This is a genomic window from Streptomyces sp. NPDC059852 (genome assembly GCF_042731455.1).
In the GTDB taxonomy this organism is placed as follows: Bacteria; Actinomycetota; Actinomycetes; order Streptomycetales; family Streptomycetaceae; genus Streptomyces.
This window is the reverse complement of the sequence record NZ_JBHWJK010000028.1, coordinates 17,998-39,558: the sequence shown is the minus strand read 5'-3', so window position 1 is coordinate 39,558 and position 21,561 is coordinate 17,998. Positions and strand designations below refer to the sequence as shown.

17 protein-coding genes and 1 pseudogene are annotated in these 21,561 nt (G+C 73.1%); 6 read left to right on the top strand and 12 right to left on the bottom strand.

Annotation, left to right across the window (positions count from 1 at the left end; translation table 11 throughout):
• The first annotated feature begins 63 nt into the window (after nucleotides 1–63).
• Both ACFV46_RS28220 and ACFV46_RS28215 read left to right on the top strand, forming a co-directional pair.
• Nucleotides 64–627 carry a cysteine dioxygenase gene (locus tag ACFV46_RS28220; RefSeq protein WP_361927382.1) on the top strand — a complete coding sequence of 188 codons (564 nt, stop codon included), beginning with the start codon at nucleotides 64–66 and terminating at the stop codon, nucleotides 625–627.
• A 28-nt stretch (nucleotides 628–655) separates the two neighbouring features.
• Nucleotides 656–1,090: a rhodanese-like domain-containing protein gene (locus ACFV46_RS28215; protein ID WP_376730066.1), complete on the top strand. Its 435-nt coding sequence runs from the start codon at nucleotides 656–658 to the stop codon at nucleotides 1,088–1,090.
• Between the two features lie 135 nt (nucleotides 1,091–1,225).
• On the opposite strand, the gene recX is transcribed toward ACFV46_RS28215, so the two are convergent.
• The 8 genes from recX to ACFV46_RS28175 all read right to left on the bottom strand — a co-directional run bounded on the left by recX (nucleotide 1,226) and on the right by ACFV46_RS28175 (nucleotide 11,423).
• On the bottom strand, nucleotides 1,226–2,080 hold the full coding sequence (gene recX / locus ACFV46_RS28210; RefSeq protein WP_385500313.1) for a recombination regulator RecX: 855 nt from the start codon (nucleotides 2,078–2,080) through the stop codon (nucleotides 1,226–1,228).
• A 3-nt stretch (nucleotides 2,081–2,083) separates the two neighbouring features.
• Nucleotides 2,084–3,205 carry a recombinase RecA gene (recA, locus tag ACFV46_RS28205; protein ID WP_361927374.1) on the bottom strand — a complete coding sequence of 374 codons (1,122 nt, stop codon included), beginning with the start codon at nucleotides 3,203–3,205 and terminating at the stop codon, nucleotides 2,084–2,086.
• 219 nt (nucleotides 3,206–3,424) lie between these two features.
• Nucleotides 3,425–4,786, bottom strand: coding sequence for an AI-2E family transporter (locus tag ACFV46_RS28200; protein ID WP_385500312.1), 1,362 nt, complete (start codon nucleotides 4,784–4,786; stop codon nucleotides 3,425–3,427).
• Between the two features lie 60 nt (nucleotides 4,787–4,846).
• On the bottom strand, nucleotides 4,847–5,041 hold the full coding sequence (locus ACFV46_RS28195; protein WP_385500310.1) for a DUF3046 domain-containing protein: 195 nt from the start codon (nucleotides 5,039–5,041) through the stop codon (nucleotides 4,847–4,849).
• A gap of 168 nt (nucleotides 5,042–5,209) precedes the next feature.
• Nucleotides 5,210–6,292 (bottom strand): lytic polysaccharide monooxygenase, encoded by a 1,083-nt coding sequence (locus ACFV46_RS28190; RefSeq protein WP_385500309.1) that lies wholly within the window; start codon nucleotides 6,290–6,292, stop codon nucleotides 5,210–5,212.
• Between the two features lie 102 nt (nucleotides 6,293–6,394).
• Entirely contained in the window at nucleotides 6,395–8,602 is a 2,208-nt protein-coding gene (locus ACFV46_RS28185) for a glycoside hydrolase family 6 protein (protein WP_385500307.1), read from the bottom strand.
• A 394-nt stretch (nucleotides 8,603–8,996) separates the two neighbouring features.
• Nucleotides 8,997–10,130, bottom strand: coding sequence for a cellulose binding domain-containing protein (locus ACFV46_RS28180; RefSeq protein WP_385500306.1), 1,134 nt, complete (start codon nucleotides 10,128–10,130; stop codon nucleotides 8,997–8,999).
• Nucleotides 10,131–10,400: 270 nt separating this feature from the next.
• A complete protein-coding gene (locus ACFV46_RS28175) occupies nucleotides 10,401–11,423 on the bottom strand; it encodes a LacI family DNA-binding transcriptional regulator (protein WP_385500304.1) in 1,023 nt (340 codons plus the stop codon).
• A gap of 206 nt (nucleotides 11,424–11,629) precedes the next feature.
• On the opposite strand from ACFV46_RS28175, the gene ACFV46_RS28170 reads away from it, so the two are divergent.
• Nucleotides 11,630–12,568, top strand: coding sequence for a hypothetical protein (locus ACFV46_RS28170; protein WP_385500302.1), 939 nt, complete (start codon nucleotides 11,630–11,632; stop codon nucleotides 12,566–12,568).
• Between the two features lie 34 nt (nucleotides 12,569–12,602).
• On the opposite strand, the gene ACFV46_RS28165 is transcribed toward ACFV46_RS28170, so the two are convergent.
• From ACFV46_RS28165 to ACFV46_RS28155, 3 genes are all read right to left on the bottom strand, one after another.
• On the bottom strand, nucleotides 12,603–12,911 hold the full coding sequence (locus ACFV46_RS28165) for an AzlD domain-containing protein (protein WP_376730074.1): 309 nt from the start codon (nucleotides 12,909–12,911) through the stop codon (nucleotides 12,603–12,605).
• Nucleotides 12,908–13,576 carry an AzlC family ABC transporter permease gene (locus tag ACFV46_RS28160; RefSeq protein ID WP_361927736.1) on the bottom strand — a complete coding sequence of 223 codons (669 nt, stop codon included), beginning with the start codon at nucleotides 13,574–13,576 and terminating at the stop codon, nucleotides 12,908–12,910. Before ACFV46_RS28160 ends, ACFV46_RS28165 begins: the two co-directional genes overlap by 4 nt.
• Before the next feature lie 136 nt (nucleotides 13,577–13,712).
• Complete coding sequence (locus tag ACFV46_RS28155; protein ID WP_385500300.1) at nucleotides 13,713–14,564, bottom strand: AraC family transcriptional regulator; 852 nt, start codon at nucleotides 14,562–14,564, stop codon at nucleotides 13,713–13,715.
• A gap of 150 nt (nucleotides 14,565–14,714) precedes the next feature.
• Between ACFV46_RS28155 and ACFV46_RS28150 the strand changes: the two genes are divergently transcribed.
• The 3 genes and pseudogenes from ACFV46_RS28150 to ACFV46_RS28140 all read left to right on the top strand — a co-directional run.
• Nucleotides 14,715–19,589, top strand: coding sequence for an ATP-dependent helicase (locus ACFV46_RS28150; RefSeq protein WP_385500299.1), 4,875 nt, complete (start codon nucleotides 14,715–14,717; stop codon nucleotides 19,587–19,589).
• A gap of 74 nt (nucleotides 19,590–19,663) precedes the next feature.
• Entirely contained in the window at nucleotides 19,664–20,539 is an 876-nt protein-coding gene (locus ACFV46_RS28145; protein WP_385500298.1) for a DNA-formamidopyrimidine glycosylase family protein, read from the top strand.
• 54 nt (nucleotides 20,540–20,593) lie between these two features.
• Nucleotides 20,594–21,041, top strand: a pseudogene (locus ACFV46_RS28140) (SDR family NAD(P)-dependent oxidoreductase); the annotation flags it as partial.
• Here ACFV46_RS28140 and ACFV46_RS28135 read toward each other — a convergent pair.
• Nucleotides 21,027–21,293, bottom strand: coding sequence for a hypothetical protein (locus ACFV46_RS28135; RefSeq protein ID WP_385500296.1), 267 nt, complete (start codon nucleotides 21,291–21,293; stop codon nucleotides 21,027–21,029). The pseudogene ACFV46_RS28140 and the gene ACFV46_RS28135 overlap by 15 nt on opposite strands.
• Nucleotides 21,294–21,561: the final 268 nt, after the last annotated feature.

The window sequence follows — 21,561 nt, the reverse complement described above, 5'->3', positions numbered from 1 at the left end:
GCGCCGCGACCTTCGTTCGCGCTGCCGCGCGCTCTTCGCGAACTCCCTTCAGGACGGTGCCCCTTGTCTGTCTCCCCTGCCGCCGTTGCCTCCTCGCCGCAGGACTCCACGGCCGACGTCCCCTCCCCGGCCTCCGCGCCGACGCAGGCGGACCTCCTCGACTTCGTACGGCGCGCCGCCGCGGACGCCGAGTTGATCGCCTCGCTCCCGCTGGACCCCGAGGGCCGCACCTGGGTACGGCTCGAAGGCCCCGGCGGCAGCGAGGCATGGCTGATCGGCTGGCCCCCTGGCACCGGCACCGGGTGGCACGACCACGCCGAGTCGGTCGGTGCGTTCGTCACGGCCTCCGGTGAACTCACCGAGCACTCCCTGGCCGTCCGGCTCCCGGCCGGCGGCTGGAAGACCCTGGAACTGGCCGACGACGTGGACCGCTCACGCCGGCTGCCCGCCGGCCAGGGCCGCGCCTTCGGCCGTCACCATGTGCACGAGGTCCTCAACGAGTCGACCGAGCGGCACGCGATCTCCGTGCACGCCTACTACCCGCCTCTCCCGCTCATCCGCCGGTTCAGCCGGAGCGGACCGGTGCTGCGTCTGGAACAGGTCGAGCAGCCCGAGGACTGGCAGTGAGCGAGCGCCGGAGCGGAGGGGAACGACGATGAGCGGTACGCGGAGCAGGGGTGAACGGCCCGTCGGTATCGACGCGTTGCTGGAGCGGGTGCGCGCGGGCTACGAGCGGATCGAGCCGCGGGACGCCTACACGGCCGCCGAGGACGGTGAGGCCGTACTGGTCGACATCCGGTACGCGGCCCTGCGCGAACGGGACGGTCTGATCCCGGGCGCGCTGGTCGTCGAGCGCAACGAGCTGGAGTGGCGGCTCGATCCTCAGGGCAGTCATCGCCTCCCCGAGGCCACGAGCCATGACCTGCGGGTCGTGGTGCTCTGCAACGAGGGCTACGCGTCGAGCCTGGCGGCCGAGTCGCTGCACCGCCTGGGACTGCACCGGGCCACCGACCTGGTCGGCGGCTTCCAGGCCTGGCGCGCGGCGGGGCTGCCGGTGACGCCGGGTGCGGAGGACCAGGGCACCTCCTGAGCTCCCGGCCGGCCCGGGCCGGCCGAGTTCCCCGCCGATGCCCGAAGCCGGACGCGAGCCGAGCCCGTACGCGATGGGCGCCCCCGCGCGTCCACCGTGTACCGCACGCCCGGCATGTCCGGTTCCGGCCGGACCTCAGGCCCCCTCGTCCCCCAGGAAGTCGGTGTCCTCGCCCTCCTCCTCCAGGGCCTGCCGGACCACCCGCAGGGCCATGCCCTCGGGGTAGCCCTTGCGGGCGAGCATGCCCGCGAGGCGGCGCAGGCGCTTGTCACGGTCGAGTCCGCGGGTGGAGCGCAGCTTGCGTGCGACGAGTTCACGGGCGGTCGCCTCCTCCTGCTCGGAGTCGAGCTGGGAGACGGCCTCGTCGATCAGCGCGGAGTCCACGCCCTTGGTGCGCAGCTCCCTGGCGAGTGCCCGACGCGCGAGCCCCCGGCCGTGGTGCCGGGACTCCACCCAGGCGTCCGCGAACGCGCTGTCGTCGATCAGCCCGACCTCCTCGAACCTGGACAGCACCTCCTCGGCGGCGTCGTCCGGGATCTCCCGCTGGCGCAGGGCGTCGGCGAGCTGCTTGCGCGTGCGCGGGGTCCCGGTGAGCAGGCGCAGGCAGATCGCCCGTGCCCGCTCGACCGGGTCCCCCGGAGGCGTCCCCTCCTCGGCCCTCGACGAGGAAGTGGCGCCACCGTCCTCGCCGGACGGCTCCGTACGTCCGCGCCGGCGTCGCCCGCGCGGGCCTTCCGGGCCGTCCGAACCACCCCATGCCCCGCCGCGGTTCCGCCCGCGACGGGAGCCTCCGCGGGAGGCAGCGGCACCGTCGTACGCCGGGCCGCCCTCCCCCTGGGCCCCGCTGTCGATCCCCCCGTCCGCGTCATGGGCCGGGTCCCCGCCGGGGGTGTACCCGCCCGTCCCGGAGGAGCCCTCGTCGGCTCTCCCCCACCCGCGCGGGGCCTCCGGGTGGTCGGTGTACTCGGCCCAGTCCGTTCGCCGTGTCACGGATCAGCTCTTGGCAGCCGCGGCCTTGGTCTTGGCTGCCTTGGCCGCCGGCGCGGGCACCGACTTCGCGGCGTCGTCCGAGGTGGCGGCAGCGGCGTCCGCGCCCGGCTCGGTCGCGGGCTCCTCCGGACGTACGCCGACGCCCAGCTTCTCCTTGATCTTCTTCTCGATCTCGTTGGCGAGGTCGGGGTTGTCCTTCAGGAAGTTGCGGGCGTTCTCCTTGCCCTGGCCGAGCTGGTCGCCCTCGTACGTGTACCAGGCGCCGGCCTTGCGGACGAAGCCGTGCTCCACGCCCATGTCGATCAGGCCGCCCTCGCGGGAGATGCCCTGGCCGTAGAGGATGTCGAACTCGGCCTGCTTGAAGGGCGGCGCCACCTTGTTCTTGACGACCTTGCAACGGGTGCGGTTGCCGACCGCCTCCGTGCCGTCCTTCAGGGTCTCGATGCGGCGGATGTCGATGCGCACCGAGGCGTAGAACTTCAGCGCCCGGCCACCGGTCGTGGTCTCCGGGGAGCCGAACATCACGCCGATCTTCTCGCGGAGCTGGTTGATGAAGATCGCCGTGGTCTTGGACTGGTTGAGCGCGCTGGTGATCTTCCGCAGGGCCTGGCTCATCAGACGGGCCTGGAGACCGACGTGGCTGTCGCCCATCTCGCCCTCGATCTCCGCGCGCGGGACGAGCGCGGCGACGGAGTCGATGACGATGAGGTCGAGGGCGCCGGAGCGGACCAGCATGTCCACGATCTCGAGTGCCTGCTCGCCGTTGTCCGGCTGGGACAGGATCAGGTTGTCGATGTCGACGCCGAGCTTCTTCGCGTACTCGGGGTCGAGCGCGTGCTCCGCGTCCACGAAGGCGACCTGGCCGCCGGCCTTCTGCGCGTTGGCCACGGCGTGCAGGGTCAGGGTCGTCTTACCGGAGGACTCCGGTCCGTAGATCTCCACCACACGGCCGCGCGGCAGGCCGCCGACGCCGAGGGCGACGTCGAGGGCGGTCGATCCGGTCGAGATGACCTCGATCGGCTCCATCGACCGCTCGCCCATGCGCATGACCGCGCCCTTGCCGAATTGCCGTTCAATCTGTGCGAGAGCGGCATCCAGGGCCTTCTCGCGGTCGGTTCCTGCCATGGGTTCCACCCGGTTTGCTTGAGTCGATCGCTTCACGTCAAAGACGCTAACGCCTGCCACTGACAACGCGCCCCGACGCCCGTCCAGCCTGTGGATAACTCGGGGACATCTCCCACCGAACCATGGCGAAACGCCCACCGAGTGGCCTGCCGGAGCCTCCATAAGAATGGATGTTCGATTTTCGTGTCAAGCGCGCCACGCCCCTCCCCGGGCAGGCCCTCAGGAAGCCCCCGGCCCCGGTCCCCCGGGGTTCTCCTGGTCCCCCGAGTCCCCCGGGTCCGCGTCCGGTCCCGGCCCGTCCTCGGCCCCCGGGCCCGACCCCTCTCCCGAGCCCGACCCGGACCGTCCAGCCGAGCCCCCGGTCTGCCGGCCCCACGCCTCGCGCAGCCGCGCGACGAGCCCGCGCCCGGCGCCCCGGTCCCGGTGCCCGTGGACCCGCGGGTCGTCCGTGACGTCGTACCGCTTCACATAGGCGCCCAGGAACGCCTGGAGCGTGGCGACCGCCGGAATGGCGATCAGGGCGCCCACCGCACCGAGCAGGGCGGTGCCCGCGATCACCGAGCCGAAGGCGACGGCGGGGTGGATGTCGACGGTCTTGGAGGTCAGCTTGGGCTGCAGGACGTAGTTCTCGAACTGCTGGTAGACCACGACGAAGATCAGCACCCAGAGCGCGTACCAGGGGTCGACGGTGAACGCGATCAGCATGGGCAGGGCACCGGCGAGATAGGTGCCGATGGTGGGGATGAACTGCGAGACCAGCCCCACCCACACGGCGAGCACGGGCGCGTACGGCACGTCCAGTCCGGCCAGCAGGACGTAGTGGGCTATGCCCGAGATCAGCGCCATCAGACCGCGCGAGTACAGATAACCGCCGGTCTTGTTGACGGCGATCTCCCAGGCACGCAGCACCTCGGCCTGCCGGGCCGGCGGCAGCACGGAGCACAGGGCCCGCCGCAGGCGCGGGCCGTCCGCGGCGAAGTAGAACGAGAACAGCGTGATCGTCAGCAGCTGGAACAGGCCGCCGAGCACCTGGGCGGAGACGTCCAGGACACCGCTCGCGCTGTTCTGCACGTAGTTGCGCAGCCAGTCGGAGCGCAGCAGCCCCTCCTGGACGTCCACCCGCCGCAGATCGGTGTTGAAGTGGGTGTTGATCCAGTTGATGACGGAGTCGAGGTACTGCGGGAAGTCCTCGACGATCTTGATGATCTGCCCGGCGAGCATCGACCCCAGCAGGGTCACGAACCCGGCGGAGACGATCATCACGGCGAGGAAGACGAAGGCGGTGGCCAGTCCCCTGCGCATACCGCGCGAGGCCATCCAGCTCACCGCGGGCTCGATGGCGAGCGCCAGGAAGAACGCGATGAGGATGTTGATCAGCAGCCCGGTGAGCTGGTGGAAGGCCCAGCTGCCGAGCTGGAACACACCGACGAGGGCCAGCGTCAGCACCAGGGCGCGCGGCAGCCAGCGCGGCATGCGCGCGTCCGTCCCGCCACCGGCCTCGCCCGGGGGCGGTGCGGGCGGGGTCGTGCCGGACGGGGGGTCCTGCCGGGTGAGCTGCCCGGTCTCGTCAGTGCGTGCCACGGAGCAAGTCTCGCCCACGGCGGTGACAATCGGACCCGGGCCCGCGATCTCTGTGACAGGTCAGCGCTTCTCCGCCGGGACGTCCATGACCTCGCAGACCACCCGCCAGACGTCCTTGGCGTCCCAGCCGGCCCCCAGCGCCTCGTTCACGGTGCGTTCCCCGAGTTCCGTCATCACATGGTCACGCGCGAACGTCTCGGCGTACCCCGCACCGAAGTGCTCCGCCATCCGTTGCCAGAAGACCGTCAACCGCATGCGTTTTCACTCCATACCCGCCATGGTCTGCAAGTTTCCCATGCTCCACGCCCCCGCACGTACGCACAGTAGAGCCTGGACCCCACCGGCACCGCGCCGCAGGTGAGGCCGCCGGTGAACGGGTGCGCCGGCCCCCGGGGACGGGAGCCGGCGCCGTGAAGGGGCCCGTTACGGGCTGACGCAGCCGATCGAGCCGACGGGCAGGTCGTTGCCGGTGGAGGTGGCGGTGAAGCCGAAGGTGACGCTGCCGTCCGGCGGGATGCTCCGGTTGTGGTCGGCGTTCCTGACCGTGACCGTGCCGTCGGTTCCGGTGCTCAGCGTGCCGTTCCACACACTGTTCAGCCGGGTTCCGGTGCCCGGTTGCCAGCGCACGGCCCAGCCGGTGAGCGCGGCCGTGTTGTGGTTCATCACCTCGACGGAGCCCTGGAAGCCACCGTTCCAGGAGTTCGTCACGGAGTAGACGGCCATGCAGCCGGTGTGCGGGTCGGTCGGGGTGGGAGTCGGCGTGGGCGTCGGGGTCGGCGTCCCGCCCGAGCCGCGGATGCCCGTCACCTCGCCGTTGCCGCCGTCGAAGACGATGTCGGAGCAGGAGAAGAAGTTCTCCTGGCTGTCCGAGCGCACCCACTGGATGAACAGCACCGCGTCACCCGAACGGCCCGCGGGCAGGTTCAGGTTCCAGTAGTAGTGACCGGACTCACTGCCCGGCGAGCCCGACTGGGCGGGGTTGGTGACGGTCTGGATGAGCTCCAGGTCGTCCCAGCCCAGCGCGGTGCTGGGCGAGTAGCCGGGCTTGGACAGATAGACCCGGAAGTCGCCCGGGTGCGCCGCCCAGTTGCTGTACCGGACCTGCATGCTCTTCCCGGAGGTCAGATGCGTGCGGGGCCAGTCGGAGCGGGCGGCGTTGTAGCCGGTGAAGTTGTACGGGGAGCGGTCACCGGCGCTGCACAGCTTGCCGTCCGGCACATAACCCGCGCCGCGCCCGCCCGCGTTGGAGTCGAGCACGGCGAACCAGTTGTAGAGCGCCGTCGATCCGCTCTCCGCCAGCGCCGCCTTGCACGCCGCGTTCGTCGGGTCCAGGGCGCCGCTGCCGGTCTTGGCGTCCAGATAGCAGAGATAGGTCCGCGATCCGGGCATCATCGCCACTCCGTGGGCCTGCGCGCTGCCCTGCCCGAGCAGGGCCAGGCCGAGTCCGCTCAGCAGGGTGGCGAGCACCGCCGCCCAGGAGAGGAGCCGGTTTCTGCTTCGAACCATGGTGCCTCCTGTCGTTCCGTGGCTGTCCGCTGTGGGGCCCCCGCCCGCCCGGGGACGCGGTCGCTCACTCCGGGCGGGCAGGGGAGTCGGGGGGTACGCGGATCAGGCGGGAGGGGCGCCCCAGGCCAGGGCACTGCCGAGGTAGCCGGGGATCGCCGGGGCGTCGGTGTAGGCCGTGGCGGTGCCACGGCTGTGGTCGTCGGTCTCGTCGAACGCGGACCAGTCGGACTTGGCCATCCGGAGCTGGAGGTCACCGGTGTCGCGGCCCGCGGCGAGGGAGCCGGACGAGAAGCCGACCTCCAGGTAGGCGTCCGCGCCCGCGACCGGCGAGCTCAGCGGGACGACCCTGAGCCTGAGGCTGGAGCAGCCGACCGCGGCGTAGTCGCACCAGGCGTTGACCGTGGCCGAGCCGCCGTCCCGGGTGAAGTAGTAGCGGGCGGTCACCTGGGTCAGGTCGAGAGCGGCGCTGCCGGTGTTGGTGATCCGCAGGCCGGGGCGGATGGCGTTGTCGGTGGCCGAGGAGTCGTTGTTCTTGTACGCGACCTTCAGCCCGCCGGCCGGGTCGGGACCGCCGCCCGACTCGGTGGTGACGCTCAGCGCGGCGGAGGCGGCGGAGACGTTCCCGGCCGCGTCACGGGCCCGCACGGTGTAGCTGTAGGCCGTGGCGGCGCTCAGCCCGGTGTCCGTGTACGTGGTGCCGGTGGCCGTCGAGCCGACCCGGGTGCCGTCGCGGTACACGTCGTACCCGGTCACGCCCACGTCGTCGGTGGCCGCGGTCCAGGCCAGGGAGACGCTGCTCGCGGTCTTGGCGGTGGCCCGCAGCCCGGCCGGGGCGGTCGGGGCGGTGGTGTCACCCGGGTCGGTGCCGCCGGTCGGCACGGCGGGGTAGGCGTTGCGCACCAGCATCAGGAACTGGTTGTGGAACCAGTGGCCGGCCAGCGGTGCGTCGGGCAGCGCCCCGGTCTTGTTGTTGCCGGCGTTGGAGGCGGTGTAGTCGGGGTCGCACATCGGGTCCGCGTGCTTGCCCTCCTCATTGGGGATGTCCTTGCTGGCCCCGTCGGACTCCCCCGGCGGCTTGATCCACAGGAAGGCGTCGAGGTACGAGTCGGGGTGTCCGGAGGGCGCGGCCTGCGGCGGCTGTCCGAGTCCGGCTCCGCTCGTGTTGCACCACAGTCCGCGGTGGGCGCGGCGGTCGGCCTTGGACTCGCTGACGTAGGTGTCGAGGCTGGTGCTGGTGCTCACCGCGGTGGGCCGGGCGGCGCCGCCCCAGCCGTTGCGGGAGGTGTCGATCACCAGGCCGGTGGAGGCGGGCCAGCCCGCCGAGACCAGCGCACGGTGCACGTTCCTCGTGAAGTCCACCTCGTCGAAATTCGGGTTCCACTCGTAGAACTTGCCCGACTTGACCGGGTTGCCGCCGACCGTCTTGTCGGGGTCGGTCAGGAACGGCTCCTCCAGGGGCGTGTAGTTGGCGACGTTCGTGATCAGCCCGTCGACGCTGCTCAGTCCGGCCGCGGTGCCCCTGGCCACCTCGGTGTACTGCTGCACCGTCTGACTGAGGTTGTTGTCCCAACCGAGCCAGCCGGAGTGGGCGTAGTCCAGGTACGTGTACACGTTCGGGATCGCGTGCAGCTTGTCCAGGGCGTACTGGACGCCCTTGACGTACAGGCCGCTGCTCTTGGCCTGGGCGCACTCGGGGTCGGAGGTGTTGGTGACCAGGTTGGGCAGGCTGTCGGGCTCGATGACCGTGGTGATGCGGATGTCCTGGTACTTGGGGTTCTTCATGACGTTCGCGATGACGTCGATGTACTCGCTCTTGTAGCGGTCCAGACCCGCCTGGGTGAGCGGGAGTTCGCCGCTGGAGGCGAGCGCGGCGCAGTCCCGTCCCGGCAGGTCGTACACCACGAAGGTGGCGGTGATCGGCTGTCCGGGCTTCTTCTGGGCGAGCGCCAGGTCGAGGTGGTCGGCCAGGCTCTTGCGTCCCGCGTTGTCCTCACCGCCGTGGACGGCCGCGATCCGGTCCATCCAGACGGCGGTCGGATAGCTCTTGACCTTCTCCATCTTCGCCTTGAGCGTGGCGTCGGAGGTCTGCGCGATGGACGTGTCCACGAGCTCGGCGTAGTCGGGGTTGACGTAGAAGGTCGCCCCCGCGAAGGGGTTGTCGACATGGGCTTCCGCCGCTGCCGCGGGCTGTCCCGCGAACTGGCCCGCCACCCCGAGCATCAGGGTGGCCAGGGCGGTGGCCAGGGCTGCCGACCCTCGTCGGCGCGTGCGCGGTAACGAGGTACGGTCGGCTCTGGTCGGATCGGTCATCGTGCCCTCCTCGGTGGTGGGTGCGGGTGCGGGTGTGCCGGTCGTGCGTCAGGACCCGGTGCACTGCGGAGCGGGGGTGCCCCCGGGTCCCGCTCGCGGTGACGCCGGACGAGGTGGTGGCGCCCGGCGGGACGCCGTCGCGGGCCGCGGGGCGCGGGGATGCGCTGCCCGGAGCGCGGGAAGGGCGGCGGCGGCCGTCGGGACCTCACCGGTCGGCGCGCGGGCGGCGGCGCACAGCACTGCGACGGCCGAGGGGCCGCGTAACGGGCTCGGGCTCATGGAAGGGCGGCCTTTCCGGGTGCGGGCCGGAGGGGCGGTGGAGGGGGCCTGCCCCGTGGGTGCGGGAAGGCGGGGGCAGGCCCCGGCGAAGACCGGTGCGGCGCACCGGCGCCGGTCACGCGCTGGTGCAGGCGGTGCCGTTCAGGCGGAACGCGCTGGGCTTGGTGAACGTGCCGCTGTAAGTGCCCTGGAAGCCGAAGGTCTGGCTGCCGCCGGCGGCGATCCGCGCGTTGTGCGCAGCGGGGCTCGCCGTCACGGCGCCCGTGGAACCGGACAGGTCGGCGTTCCAGGAGTTGGTGACGCGCTGCCCGGAGGGCAGGGTGAAGCCGAGCCGCCAGTCGTCCACGGCGGCGGAACCGGTGTTCTTGACGGTGACGTCCGCGGTGAAGCCGCCCTGCCAGACGTTGGTCGCGTAGGTCACCTGGCAGGCCGTGGCGGGCTCGCCGGGGCCGCCCGGGTCACCGCCGCCGCCGAGGTCGACGCTGGAGGAGAAGGAGTTCACGGCCAGTCCGGCGCCGTTCTGCCAGGGCTCGAACCCGGCCTGCACACTGGTCAGGTACCAGTTGCTCTGCGCCATGCCCCGGGCGACGGCCTGGTCGACGAAGTCCATGACGTCGAAGCTCCAGGCGCTGATCGCCGATGGGGCGACGAAGGAGATCACGTCGTTGGAGCCGTTGCTCCCGGTCCACACCTCCCAGGAGCGCCCGCCCACGGAGGCGGTGCCGACCGGGGAGCCGATCGGCTGGATCGACCCGACGCGGTTGAACCAGATCATGATCTCGGTCCGGTTGACGCCGTCGGTGCGGGGGGTCGGGTCCAGCCAGATGTCGTACGAGGCGTTGTAGACGGCGTTCGACACATAGCCGTACGAGATGCTGCTGGGCGCGCTGGAGATGGCGCTGACCTGCGCCGGGAGGGCGGTCCCCGGCGAACAGTTGGTGTAGTGGCAGCCGTTGAAGACCGACGGGTACGACTTCGGCGCGCCGTTGGTCGGGACCGAGCCGTCCGCCTGGCTCACCCGGAAGCCGGTGTCGGTCGCGGTGACGCACTGGGTGGCGCTGGTGCCCCAGCGGTTGTTCTGGACGACGTAGCGCCCCTGGATGACGGTCGATCCGAACTCCTCGCAGATCACGGTGTCGGCCTGGGCCGGCTGTGTCGCCACGAGGAGCGCCGCGACGGCGGCGAGAGCGGTGAGCAGGGCGGCCAGCAGGCCGCGCGCGGTGCGAGAGCTGTGGGGTGACGGTCGCATGCGGGTGCCTCTCGGAAGGAGATCCGGACAGGTCGCGCCTCACGGAAGGATCCGGACGGGTGATTCGGGAGCGCTCCCACTTCCGATGGGATGGGAGCGCTCCCACTCACCAGTCGAGTCCGGACTGTAGGGGCCTCACATGTCCCTGACAACCCCGTGCGCAACGACTGGGGCGACGGATTTTCGAAGCCGCACGTCAGCCCGAGGGTGCCTCGGAGGCCGTCCGAGACTTTGGGAGCGCTCCCGAAATGTTGCGTACGCGGACGGCGCTCAGGCGGAGCCGCGCACCACCAACCGGGTGCGGAGGATGACATGCCGCCACGCCACCTCGGGCTGCTCCATCTCCTCCAGCAACAGCCGCACCATGGTCCGCCCGATCTCCTCCATCGGCTGGCGGACCGTCGTCAGCGGCGGGTCGGTGTGCTGGGCGAGCGGGAAGTCGTCGTAGCCGATCACCGCGACGTCCTCGGGCACCCGGCGTCCGGCGGCCCGCAGCACGCCCAGCGCTCCGGCGGCCATGGTGTCCGAGGCGGCGAACACGGCGTCGACGTCCGGGTGCCGCTCCAGGAGTTCGGCCGTAGCCCGGCGCCCGCTGCTCTCGGTGAAGTCGCCCTCCACGACCAGCGAGGGCAGCGGCTCCAGACCCGCGTCGGCCAGGGCCTCCCGGTAGCCGCGCAGCCGGCACTGGGTGACGTACATGTCGAGCGGGCCGGTGATCGCGGCGATCCTGGAGCGCCCGCCACGCACCAGATACCTCACCGCGTCACGGGCACCGCCCACGTTGTCCGCGTCCACGTAGGTGACGTTCTCGTCGCCCGAGCGGCGCCCGAGCAGCACCGTGGGCAGTCCGGCCTCGGCGAGCATGTCCGGCAACCGGTCCTCGCTCCGCACGGACATCAGCAGGACCCCGTCCACCCGTCCGCCGCGCGCGTACTCCACCAGGCGCCGCCGCTCGGCGTGGGTGCGGACCAAGGTGAGCAGTAACTGGACCGAGGCATCGGCGAGGGCGTCGCCGACCGACTGGACGATCTCCGCGAAGAAGGGTTCCCCGAACAGCCGCCAGTCCCGCTCGGTCATGGCCAGCGTCACGGCGTCCGCACGCCGCCCGGCCAGGGAGCGGGCCGCCAGGTTGGGGACGTAGCCCAGTTCGGCGATGGCCCGCTCGACGGTCCTGCGCGTCGAATCCTTCACGCCCGCCGCGTTGTTGATGACCCGCGAGACGGTTCCCCGCCCGACACCGGCCAGGGCCGCGACCTCTTCCAGTGTCGGCGAACCAGGGCGCTGCCTGCCCATAACCACCCCCAAGGGCACCCGATCCTACGGCCCGTGCGCGCGCGTGATCGAGAGCCGGGTGAACCGTGGGTCCGAGCGAGGGGCCGCGGTCCGCGGGCAGGCACCCGTCGCGACCGTCAACCGCGTGCGTCGGGTATCCCGCCCCTGAGAGTGGGCCTGGGCCGGTACCCCTTGCCGGGACCGCTTTGCGCCCTACGGTCTGTCGCATGCCCGAACCAGGAGCCTCCCCTCTCAGCCAGGCGCCTCCCCCGGCGCGCTCCCCGCTGTTCCACGCCGAGCAGTTCGTCTGGCTGACCGCGCGCGTGCTGGAACAGCGCCTCTTCGCGTACCACTTCCTGAACGGCTCCGCCGACCCGGTGGAGACCGCGCTGGACGCCTACCGCAACGACGACGGCGGGTACGGCCACGGTCTGGACCCGGATCTGCGGGGCCCGGTCAGCCAGCCGCTGCACGCCTCCCGCGCGCTTTGGGTACTGGACGCGATCGGGCGGTGCGGCGGACAGCGGGTGGACCGCGTCTGCCGCTATCTCACCTCGGTCTCGGCCCCGGACGGCGCTCTGCCGGCCGTGCATCCCAGCCTGCGGGGCTATCCGGCGGCGCCGTCCCTGCCGGTCCTGGAGCCGGCGCCCAGCTCACTCCTCGCCACGGGGCCGGTGGTCGGCCTGCTGCATCGCAACGAGGTCTGGCACGCTTGGCTGTTCCGGGCCACGGACTCCTGCTGGCAGGTCGTCGAGTCGCTGGAGAAGCCGCATCCGTACGAGGTGGAGGCGGCGGTGGCCTTCCTGGACGCGGCTCCCGACCGCCTGCGCGCGGAGGCGGCCGCCGACCGGCTGGGCCGGCTGGTGCGCAGGCAGAGCCTGGTGACACGGGGGCCGGGCGGCGGCGCCGGCGGTTCCCCGCTCGCGGAGGGCGCGTCCCACTTCCCGCACGAGTACGCGCCGCGTCCGGACTCCCTCGCGCGCGCGTGGTTCACGGACGAGGAGATGGACCACTCCCTCGACCGGCTCGCCGGCGACCAGCGGGAGGACGGCGGCTGGCCGACCCGCCGCCACGCGTGGGCGCCCGGTACCGCCTTGGAGACCCGCCCTCTGGCGACGATCGAGGCGCTGCGCACCCTCAGGGCGTACGGCCGCCACATCGGCTGACCGGCGCCCTGCGGCCCGCGGACCGCAGTCCCGGTCAGCCACCGATGGCCCGTACCCCCGCCGTGACGAGGACGGCCGCCGCGACGACGAGCAGGAAGGGCGCCCGCAGGATCAGCATGACGGCGGCCGCGGCGAGCCCGCCCACGCGCGCGTCCAGGACGAGTTCCCGTCCGTCGGCGAACGTCTGCTGGGCGGTGAGCGCGGCCAGGAGGGCGACCGGCAGCAGGGCGGCGAGGCGCCGCACCACGGGCCGCTCCAGGGCGCCCGCGGGCACGAGGAGCCCGACGAGCTTCACCGCGTAGCAGCCGAGGGCGGTGACGGCGATCGCGATCCAGACGTTCATCGTCCCTCCTCCGGTACGTCGCCCCGGCGGCCCCGCGCCCACAGCACCACCGGCGCCGCCAGCGCCGCCACGAGGACCGGCACACCGGCGGGCAGGACGGGCAGCAGTCCGAGGCCCAGCACCACGGCCAGCCCGGCCACGGCGCGCTCGGTCGTTGACGTGAGCATCGGCGCGAGCAGGGCGAGGAAGACCGCGGGCCCCGCCGCGTCGAGACCCCAGGCGTCGGTGTCCCCGATGGCCTCGGCGCCCAGGGCGCCCAGCAGGGTCGTCAGGTTCCACAGCACGTACAGGCTCAGCCCGGTCACCAGGAACCCGATCCGGGCGCTGCGCCGGGTCGGCTGTGCCAGCGTGACGGCGGTCGTCTCGTCGATCACCCACTGGGCGGCGAACGGCCGTATCGCGCGCGTGAGGCGCAGCACCTGCGACAGACGCAGCCCGTAGAACGCGTTGCGCACGCCGAGGAAGAAGGCGCCGGCCGCCGCGGTCAACGGGCTGCCGCCCGCGGCGAGCGCCCCGACGAGCGCGAACTGGGAGGCGCCCGTGAAGACCAGCAGGCTGAGCGCGCAGGTCTGCGCGAGCGTGAGTCCGCTGCCGGCGGACGTCACTCCGAAGGCGAAGCCGGACAGCCCGACGGCGACGCCCACCCCGAGGGCGTCGCGCACCACGGCGGCGTCGGGCTTGCCCCGGCCGTCGTCGGGGTCCGTCTCGGGGGCGCGGTCCGGGTCCCCGTCCCGTACGGGGTCCGTCTGCGCATCTGTGCTGGGTGCTGCGAGGGCTTTCCGTTCTGACACGTCCGCCACGCTAGGACGGCTCCCGCCAGGCGTCTTGTACGTTCTTGCGCTCGCGCTGGTAGGCGCCGGGCGGCACGCCGACGATGCGGCTGAAGTGCCGGTTGAGGTGGGGCTGGTCGGTGAAGCCCACGGCGAGCGCGGCATCGGCGGGTGAGACGCCGGCGTCCAGCATCCGGCGGGCGCGCCGCACGCGCGCGTCGGTCAGCCAGGTGTGCGGAGGCATCCCGTAGGTGTCCCGGAACGCCCGTAGCAGGGCGAAGGGGCTGGCGCCCAGGTCGCCGGCGAGCCTCTCCAGGCTGGGCGGCTCGGCCATGCGCCGTTCGAGCACCTCACGCGCGCGTGCCGCGACGCGGGCGCCGGCCGACCGCACCTCGCGCTGCGGCAGCGCGCCGCCGTTCAGCCGCAGCAGCCGGGTCACGGCGACCCGCAGCAGGGTGTCGGCGGCCAGCGCGTTGCCCTCGTCGGCGGCCCGCAGCACCTGGTGCACCAGGGACACGGCGTACGGATCGTCCAGCACGGGCCGTACGAACCCGGGCGTCCCCTTGATCGACGTCGTCTCGGCGGCGATCTCCGCGACGACCTGCGGGGAGGGGTAGACCGCCCCGTACCGCCAGCCCTCGGGGACACCGGCCCGCCCGGTGTGGGGCGTGTCCGGGTTGACCAGCGCGAGCGCCCCCGCCCCGGCGTACTGGTCGGCGCCCCGGTGCTGGAAGACCTCGACGCCGTGGGCGATCGCGGCGATCACGAAGTGCTCGTGGGTGTGCCGCACGAACGCCTTGCGGATGTAGTGGGCGCGCAGCAGGTCGACGTCGGGCAGCTCGGCGTACCGCCAGTGCCGTGCCTTCTCACCGTGCCCTGCCATGCCCCCATTGTCCGCGACCCGCGCCCCCTCCTCGTCCGCACCCGTCCGACCCGTTCGCCGACCCCTTCCAAAAGGCCCGCCCGTGGCCCCGGCGCGGCGGCATCCGCGCAGGTCAGCCGTATTGTCAGTCCCCGGGTGCAGGATGGATGCATGGTCAGCGATCCGCAGCGAGCCCTGGACGGCTTCTCCCCCGCGACCCGTGGCTGGTTCACGGGTGCCTTCTCCGCGCCCACCGCGGCGCAGGCGGGCGCGTGGCAGGCCATCCACGAGGGCTCGGACGTGCTGGTCGTGGCCCCCACCGGTTCCGGCAAGACGCTGGCGGCGTTCCTCGCCGCCCTGGACCAGCTGGCCTCGACGCCCCCGCCGGCCGACCCGAGGCAGCGCTGCCGGGTCCTGTACGTCTCCCCGCTGAAGGCCCTCGCCGTGGACGTGGAGCGCAATCTGCGCAGCCCGCTGACCGGCATCCGCCAGGAGTCCGTCCGGCTGGGCCTGCCCGAGCCGGAGGTCAAGGTCGGCATCCGCTCGGGCGACACCCCGGCGGCGGAGCGGCGGGCGCTGTCGACGCGGCCCCCGGACATCCTGATCACCACGCCCGAGTCCCTGTTCCTCATGCTGACGTCGGCGACCCGCGACGCGCTGACCGGCATCGAGACGGTGATCCTGGACGAGGTGCACGCCGTGGCGGGCACGAAGCGCGGCGCGCATCTCGCGCTCAGTCTGGAGCGTCTGGACGAGCTCCTGCCGAAGCCGGCGCGGCGGATCGGCCTGTCCGCGACCGTCCGCCCGGTCGACGAGATCGCGCGCTATCTCTCGCCGCGCCGGAAGGTGGAGATCGTCCAGCCGGCGTCGGGCAAGGAGTTCGACCTGTCGGTCGTCGTCCCCGTCGAGGACCTGGGCGAGCTGGGCGGCTCCCCGGTGGCCGACGGCTCCGAGGGCCAGGAGCGCCCCTCGATCTGGCCGCATGTCGAGGAGCGGATCACCGACCTCGTCCAGTCGCATCGCTCCACGATCGTCTTCGCCAACTCCCGTCGTCTCGCGGAGCGCCTGTGCAACCGCCTGAACGAGATCGCCTACGAGCGGGCCACCGGCGAGACCCTCGACGAGCATCACTCCCCGGCGGAGCTGATGGGCGGTTCCGGCGCCGCCCAGGGCGCGCCCGCGGTCATCGCCCGCGCCCACCACGGCTCGGTCTCCAAGGAGCAGCGCGCCCTGGTGGAGGAGGACCTCAAGGCGGGCCGGCTCCCCGCGGTCGTCGCCACCTCCAGCCTCGAGCTGGGCATCGACATGGGCGCGGTGGACCTCGTCGTCCAGGTCGAGTCGCCGCCGTCCGTGGCGTCGGGCCTGCAGCGCGTGGGCCGCGCGGGACACCAGGTCGGGGCCGTCTCCACGGGGGTGGTCTTCCCGAAGTACCGGGGCGACCTCGTCCAGGCCGCCGTGGTCACCGAGCGCATGCGCACCGGTGCCATCGAGTCCCTGCGCGTCCCGGCGAATCCGCTGGACGTCCTCGCGCAGCAGCTGGTCGCCATGACGGCGATGGACACCTGGCAGTTCGACGACCTCCTCGCGCTGGCCCGCCGGGCCGCCCCGTTCGCGTCGCTGCCGGAGTCGGCGTTCACGGCGGTCCTCGACATGCTCGCGGGCCGCTATCCGTCGGATGCCTTCGCCGAGCTGCGCCCGCGCGTGGTGTGGGACCGGGTCGCCGGCACCATCACCGGCCGCCCGGGCGCCCAGCGCCTCGCGGTGACCTCGGGCGGCACGATCCCCGACCGGGGCCTGTTCGGGGTGTTCCTCGCCGGTTCGGACCCGAAGAAGGGCGGCGGCCGGGTCGGCGAGCTGGACGAGGAGATGGTCTACGAGTCCCGTGTCGGCGATGTCTTCACGCTCGGCACCAGCTCGTGGCGCATCGAGGACATCACTCGGGACCGTGTGCTGGTCTCCCCCGCCCCGGGTGTGCCGGGCCGCCTGCCCTTCTGGAAGGGCGACCAGCTGGGCCGGCCGCTGGAGCTGGGCCGCGCGGTGGGCGCGTTCCTGCGGGAGGTCGGGTCGCTGTCGAAGGAGGACGCCCGGCTGCGCCTGGTCACCGCGGGCCTGGACGCCTGGGCCGCGGACAACGTGCTGTCGTACCTGGACGAGCAGCGCGAGGCGTGCGGTCACATCCCGGACGACCGCACGATCGTCGTCGAGCGTTTCCGGGACGAGCTGGGCGACTGGCGGGTGGTCGTGCACTCCCCCTTCGGCGCCCAGGTGCACGCCCCGTGGGCGCTCGCCCTGGGCGCGAAGCTGTCCGAGCGCTACGGCATGGACGCGCAGGTCATGCATGCCGACGACGGCATCGTGCTGCGCCTGCCGGACGCGGACCTCATGGGCCTCGACCTGCTGGACCAGGAGCCCCGCAGGGCCGGCACCGAGTACGACGGCGACCAGGCGCCCGTCGGCGCGGCGGACGTCGTCTTCGACAAGGGCGACGTCGACCAGGTCGTGACCGACCAGGTCGGCGGCTCGGCGCTGTTCGCGTCCCGCTTCCGCGAGTGCGCCGCGCGCGCCCTGCTGCTGCCGCGCCGCAATCCCGGCAAGCGCACCCCGCTGTGGCAGCAGCGTCAGCGTGCCGCGCAACTGCTGGAGGTGGCCAGCGAGTTCGGTTCGTTCCCGATCGTCCTGGAGGCCGTTCGCGAATGCCTGCAGGACGTCTTCGACGTCCCCGGGCTCGTGGAGCTGATGGGCGACCTGGAGTCCCGCAAGGTGCGGCTCGTCGAGGTCACCACACCCGAGCCGTCCCCCTTCGCGCGCTCTCTCCTCTTCGGGTACGTCGCCCAGTTCCTGTACGAGGGGGACTCGCCGCTCGCCGAGCGCCGCGCCGCCGCCCTGTCGCTCGACTCACGGCTGCTGGCCGAGCTGCTCGGGCAGGCGGAGTTGCGCGAGCTGCTGGACGCCGAGGTGCTGACCGAGCTGGAGCGCGAGCTGCAGTGGCTCACCGAGGACCGCCGGATCAAGGATGTCGAGGGCGTCGCGGACCTCCTTCGCCTCCTCGGCCCGCTCACCGACGCCGAGCTGGCCGAGCGCGGCGCGGACCCGGCGTGGGCGCGGGAGCTGGCCGGTGCCCGCCGGGCCATCAAGGTGCGCATCGGCGGCGCCGACCACTGGGCGGCCATCGAGGACGCGGGCCGCCTGCGCGACGCGCTGGGCACCGCCCTGCCCGTCGGTGTCCCGGAGGCATTCACCGAGCCGGTCAAGGACCCCCTCGGCGACCTTCTCGCGCGGTACGCCCGCACCCACGGCCCGTTCACGTCGGCGACGGCCGCGGCCCGCTTCGGGCTGGGCGTGGCGATCACCGACGGCGCGTTGCAGCGGCTGGCGGCGAGCGGACGCGTGGTGCAGGGCGAGTTCCATCCGGCCGGCATCGGTCAGGAGTGGTGCGACGCCACGGTCCTGCGCCGCCTGCGGCGCCGCTCCCTCGCCGCGCTGCGCCACGAGCTGGAGCCGGTGCCGCCGGGCGCGCTCGCCCAGTTCCTGCCGCAGTGGCAGCACATCGGCAAGGGCCACGGCCTGCGCGGGATCGACGGACTGGTCCGTGCCATCGAGCAGTTGCAGGGCGCCTCCGTGCCCGCGTCCGCGCTGGAGAAGCTCGTCCTGCCGTCCCGGGTCGCCGGATACCAGCCGGCCATGCTCGACGAGCTGACGGCCGCCGGTGAGGTCGTGTGGGCGGGGGCGGGCTCACTGCCGGGCAAGGACGGCTGGGTCTCCCTCTACATGGCGGACACGGCCCCCCTGCTGCTGCCGCAGCCCCATCCCCTGGAGCTGACGGCGCTCCACCAGTCGATCCTGGACACCCTGTCCGGCGGCTACGGACTGTTCTTCCGTCAGATCGCCGACCAGGTCCGCGCCACGACCCACCCGGAGGCCACCGACCCGCAGCTCGCGGACGCCCTCTGGGAGCTGGCCTGGTCGGGCCGTCTGACCAACGACACGCTCGCGCCGCTGCGTTCGCTGCTGGGCTCGGGCCGCACCGCGGGTTCCACGGCCCACCGTGCCAAGCGCACGGTCCCGCGCGGGCGTTACGGCTCGCTGACCGCCGCCGCCCGCACGGCCTCCCGGACCGGCCCGCCGACCGTCGCCGGCCGCTGGTCCCTGCTGCCCCCGCTCGAACCGGACCCGACCGTGCGGGCCCACGCCCTGGCCCGCACCCTGCTGGACCGGCACGGCGTGGTGACACGCGGCGCGGTCGCCGCCGAGGGAGTCGAGGGCGGCTTCTCGGCGACGTACCGCATCCTGGCCGCCTTCGAGGAGAGCGGCCAGGCCCGGCGCGGCTATGTGGTGGAAGGGCTGGGCGCCGCGCAGTTCGCGATGGACGGCGCGGTGGACCGGCTGCGCGCGGTGTCCAACGCCCGCGACCGCGGAGAGGACCTGCCCGGCCCCCCCGCACTGGGCGCGGACGGCTTCGGCGGCACCCCGGCCGACCCGGACGGCGACCCGTCCTACGCCATCCCCGATCTCGACCACGACTTCCTCGACGCGCACCTGGAGCGGCTCAAGCCGGACGAGTACGTCTCCCCCCTGGACCGCGCCGCCGCCGGCAACCGCCGGGGACCGAACACCCCGTGGCAGAACGGCGCCCGCCGCGCCCGCCCCGCCCCCGACACCCGGGCCGTGGTCCTCGCGGCGGCCGACCCGGCGAACGCGTACGGCGCGGCCCTCCCGTGGCCCGAGCCGCCCACCGGCGCCGGGCACAAGCCGGGCCGCAAGGCCGGCTCGCTCGTGGTCCTGGTCGACGGGGAGCTCACGCTCTACATGGAGCGCGGCGGCAAGACCCTGCTCGCCTGGCCGTCGGCCCCGGAGACCGAGCCCGCCGACGACCCCCGGCTGCGGGCCGCCGCCGAAGCCCTGGCGGCCGCCGCCTCGGCGGGTTCCCTCGGCACGGTCACGGTGGAGCGGGTGAACGGCGCCCAGGCCCTGACGTCCCCCGTGGGCACGCTCCTGGAGGCGGCGGGCTTCATCGCGACCCCCCGGGGGCTCCGGCTCCGTGCCTGACCACCCCGGCACCGCAGGCATCGCGGGACCGGCTCCCCGGTATGCGTCCCGCCCCCTCGTGTCACCCTTGAGTCATGCCCGAAGGTGACACGGTCTGGCAATCCGCGAAGCGGCTCCACACCGCCCTCGCGGGCCGCGTGCTGGCTCTGAGCGACTTCCGCGTGCCGAAGTTCGCCCTGGTCGACCTCTCGGGCCGTACGGTCCTGGACGTCACCGCGCGGGGCAAGCACCTCCTGACACGGGTCGAGGGGGGTGTGACGATCCACTCGCATCTCGGCATGGAGGGCTCCTGGCGGATCTTCGCCGGCACGGAGCGCTGGACGGGCGGTCCGGTCCACCAGATCCGGGCGGTCCTGACCACCACCCCCACCCCGGACGCGGCCACCGCCGAGGCGCGCCCGGCCCGTACGGCCGTCGGCTACCGCCTCCCCGTCCTGGAGGTGCTGCGCACCTCCGAGGAGGACACGGTGGTCGGGCACCTCGGCCCCGACCTGCTGGGCCCGGACTGGGACCCTGACATCGCCCTGGCCAACCTGCTCGCCGATCCGGGCCGTGCCCTCGGAGAGGCCCTGCTGGACCAGCGCAATCTCGCCGGTGTCGGCAATGTCTACAAGAGCGAGATCTGCTTCCTGCTGCGGGTCACCCCTTGGCTGCCGGTCGGCGCGCTCCCCGCCGAGCACACCGCCCAACTGCCCCTGCTCGCCAAGAAGCTGCTGGAGGCCAACCGCGACCGCCCGATCCGCAAGACCACGGGCCTGCGCGGCCAGGACCTCTTCGTGTACGGCCGCGCGAGGCGCCCCTGCGTACGCTGCGGCACCCGGATCCGCGTGGCGCAGCAGGGCGACGGCTCCCGTGACCGCCCCACCTACTGGTGCCCGCACTGCCAGGCGGGCCCCGCCCCGACCGGCCCGTCCCCACGCCCCGGAGACCGCGACCGCGCGGTGAGTTGACGACCCGTCAGATATGCGGCCCGGCGGCCCCGCCCTCACGGTCCCCTCACGCCCGTCACCGCGTACGACCTCACCAGCGGCACCGCGTTCGTCGCCGGTGCCGCCGGGGGCATCGACCGCACCTCGCCCCTCCTGCTCGCCCGGGCCGGCACGACCGTGCACCGTGCCGACCGGGACGCGCGGGCCTGCACGAGACGGCGGCCCTGGACCCCGTCCTGGACGTCGATTTCGCAGGTGTGCGGTACGCCTGCCAGGAGGCGTACCGCGCCATGCTCGGCCGGGGCATCGTCACGGCCTCGGGCACCGTGGACACCGGGCGCCCGGCCTTCTCGCGTGCGGCGCGGCCAAGGCGGCCGTGGTTCAGCTGACGAGGACCCTCGCGGCGGAGCTGGGCCCGCACGGCATCCGTGTGAACGCCGTCGCCCCGGGCTGGATCCGCACTTCCATCACCGACCGGCACGACGCTGACGTACAGGCGCGGACGGAGTCATCCTGCGCCCGAACGGTGGTGTGGCGATGCCGTGGTAGCGCGGCCTGTGCGCCAGGCCCGTACCCACCGCTTCGCGTCGACGGCCCCGTCCGCCTGGTCCTTCGGTTCGCAGTGCACCGGCAGCAGGCTCAGCCCCCAGCCACCGGCGGCGACGGCCGCCTCCAGCGCTCCCGCGCCCGGTACGCACACGAGCCGCACCACGGCCCACCACCACAGCACCGAGCCCCCGAGAACCACCCCCCAGCGCGCTATGGGCCGTGCCATCCGCTCACCTCCAGCCCTGCGCCGGATCGCGCCTCGCGCCATCAGGAGGCGTACACGGCGCGGGCGACCTCGTCACCGCGCGTCGATGCGCCGTCACACGTCCACCCTGACCGGCGCGCGGCACCTCGGCAAGCGCGCCCCGACGGCTCACGGAAGCCCGGACAGCACGAAACCCCGACCCGCACTCTCCAGATCCGACTGGAGGAGCCCTGGCCGGGGCCTCACACCACACCTCAGCGCATGGTCAGTTCACACGCACGAGTGGCAC

Coding starts and splice junctions, on each gene's coding strand:
- ACFV46_RS28175 (WP_385500304.1), bottom strand. CDS start 11,423: ATGGGCAGGCAGCGCCCTGGTTCGCCGACACTGGAAGAGGTCGCGGCC.
- ACFV46_RS28165 (WP_376730074.1), bottom strand. CDS start 12,911: ATGAACGTCTGGATCGCGATCGCCGTCACCGCCCTCGGCTGCTACGCG.
- ACFV46_RS28150 (WP_385500299.1), top strand. CDS start 14,715: ATGGTCAGCGATCCGCAGCGAGCCCTGGACGGCTTCTCCCCCGCGACC.
- ACFV46_RS28195 (WP_385500310.1), bottom strand. CDS start 5,041: ATGCGGTTGACGGTCTTCTGGCAACGGATGGCGGAGCACTTCGGTGCG.
- ACFV46_RS28135 (WP_385500296.1), bottom strand. CDS start 21,293: ATGGCACGGCCCATAGCGCGCTGGGGGGTGGTTCTCGGGGGCTCGGTG.
- ACFV46_RS28215 (WP_376730066.1), top strand. CDS start 656: ATGAGCGGTACGCGGAGCAGGGGTGAACGGCCCGTCGGTATCGACGCG.
- ACFV46_RS28155 (WP_385500300.1), bottom strand. CDS start 14,564: ATGGCAGGGCACGGTGAGAAGGCACGGCACTGGCGGTACGCCGAGCTG.
- ACFV46_RS28180 (WP_385500306.1), bottom strand. CDS start 10,130: ATGCGACCGTCACCCCACAGCTCTCGCACCGCGCGCGGCCTGCTGGCC.
- ACFV46_RS28145 (WP_385500298.1), top strand. CDS start 19,664: ATGCCCGAAGGTGACACGGTCTGGCAATCCGCGAAGCGGCTCCACACC.
- recA (WP_361927374.1), bottom strand. CDS start 3,205: ATGGCAGGAACCGACCGCGAGAAGGCCCTGGATGCCGCTCTCGCACAG.
- ACFV46_RS28170 (WP_385500302.1), top strand. CDS start 11,630: ATGCCCGAACCAGGAGCCTCCCCTCTCAGCCAGGCGCCTCCCCCGGCG.
- ACFV46_RS28190 (WP_385500309.1), bottom strand. CDS start 6,292: ATGGTTCGAAGCAGAAACCGGCTCCTCTCCTGGGCGGCGGTGCTCGCC.
- ACFV46_RS28185 (WP_385500307.1), bottom strand. CDS start 8,602: ATGACCGATCCGACCAGAGCCGACCGTACCTCGTTACCGCGCACGCGC.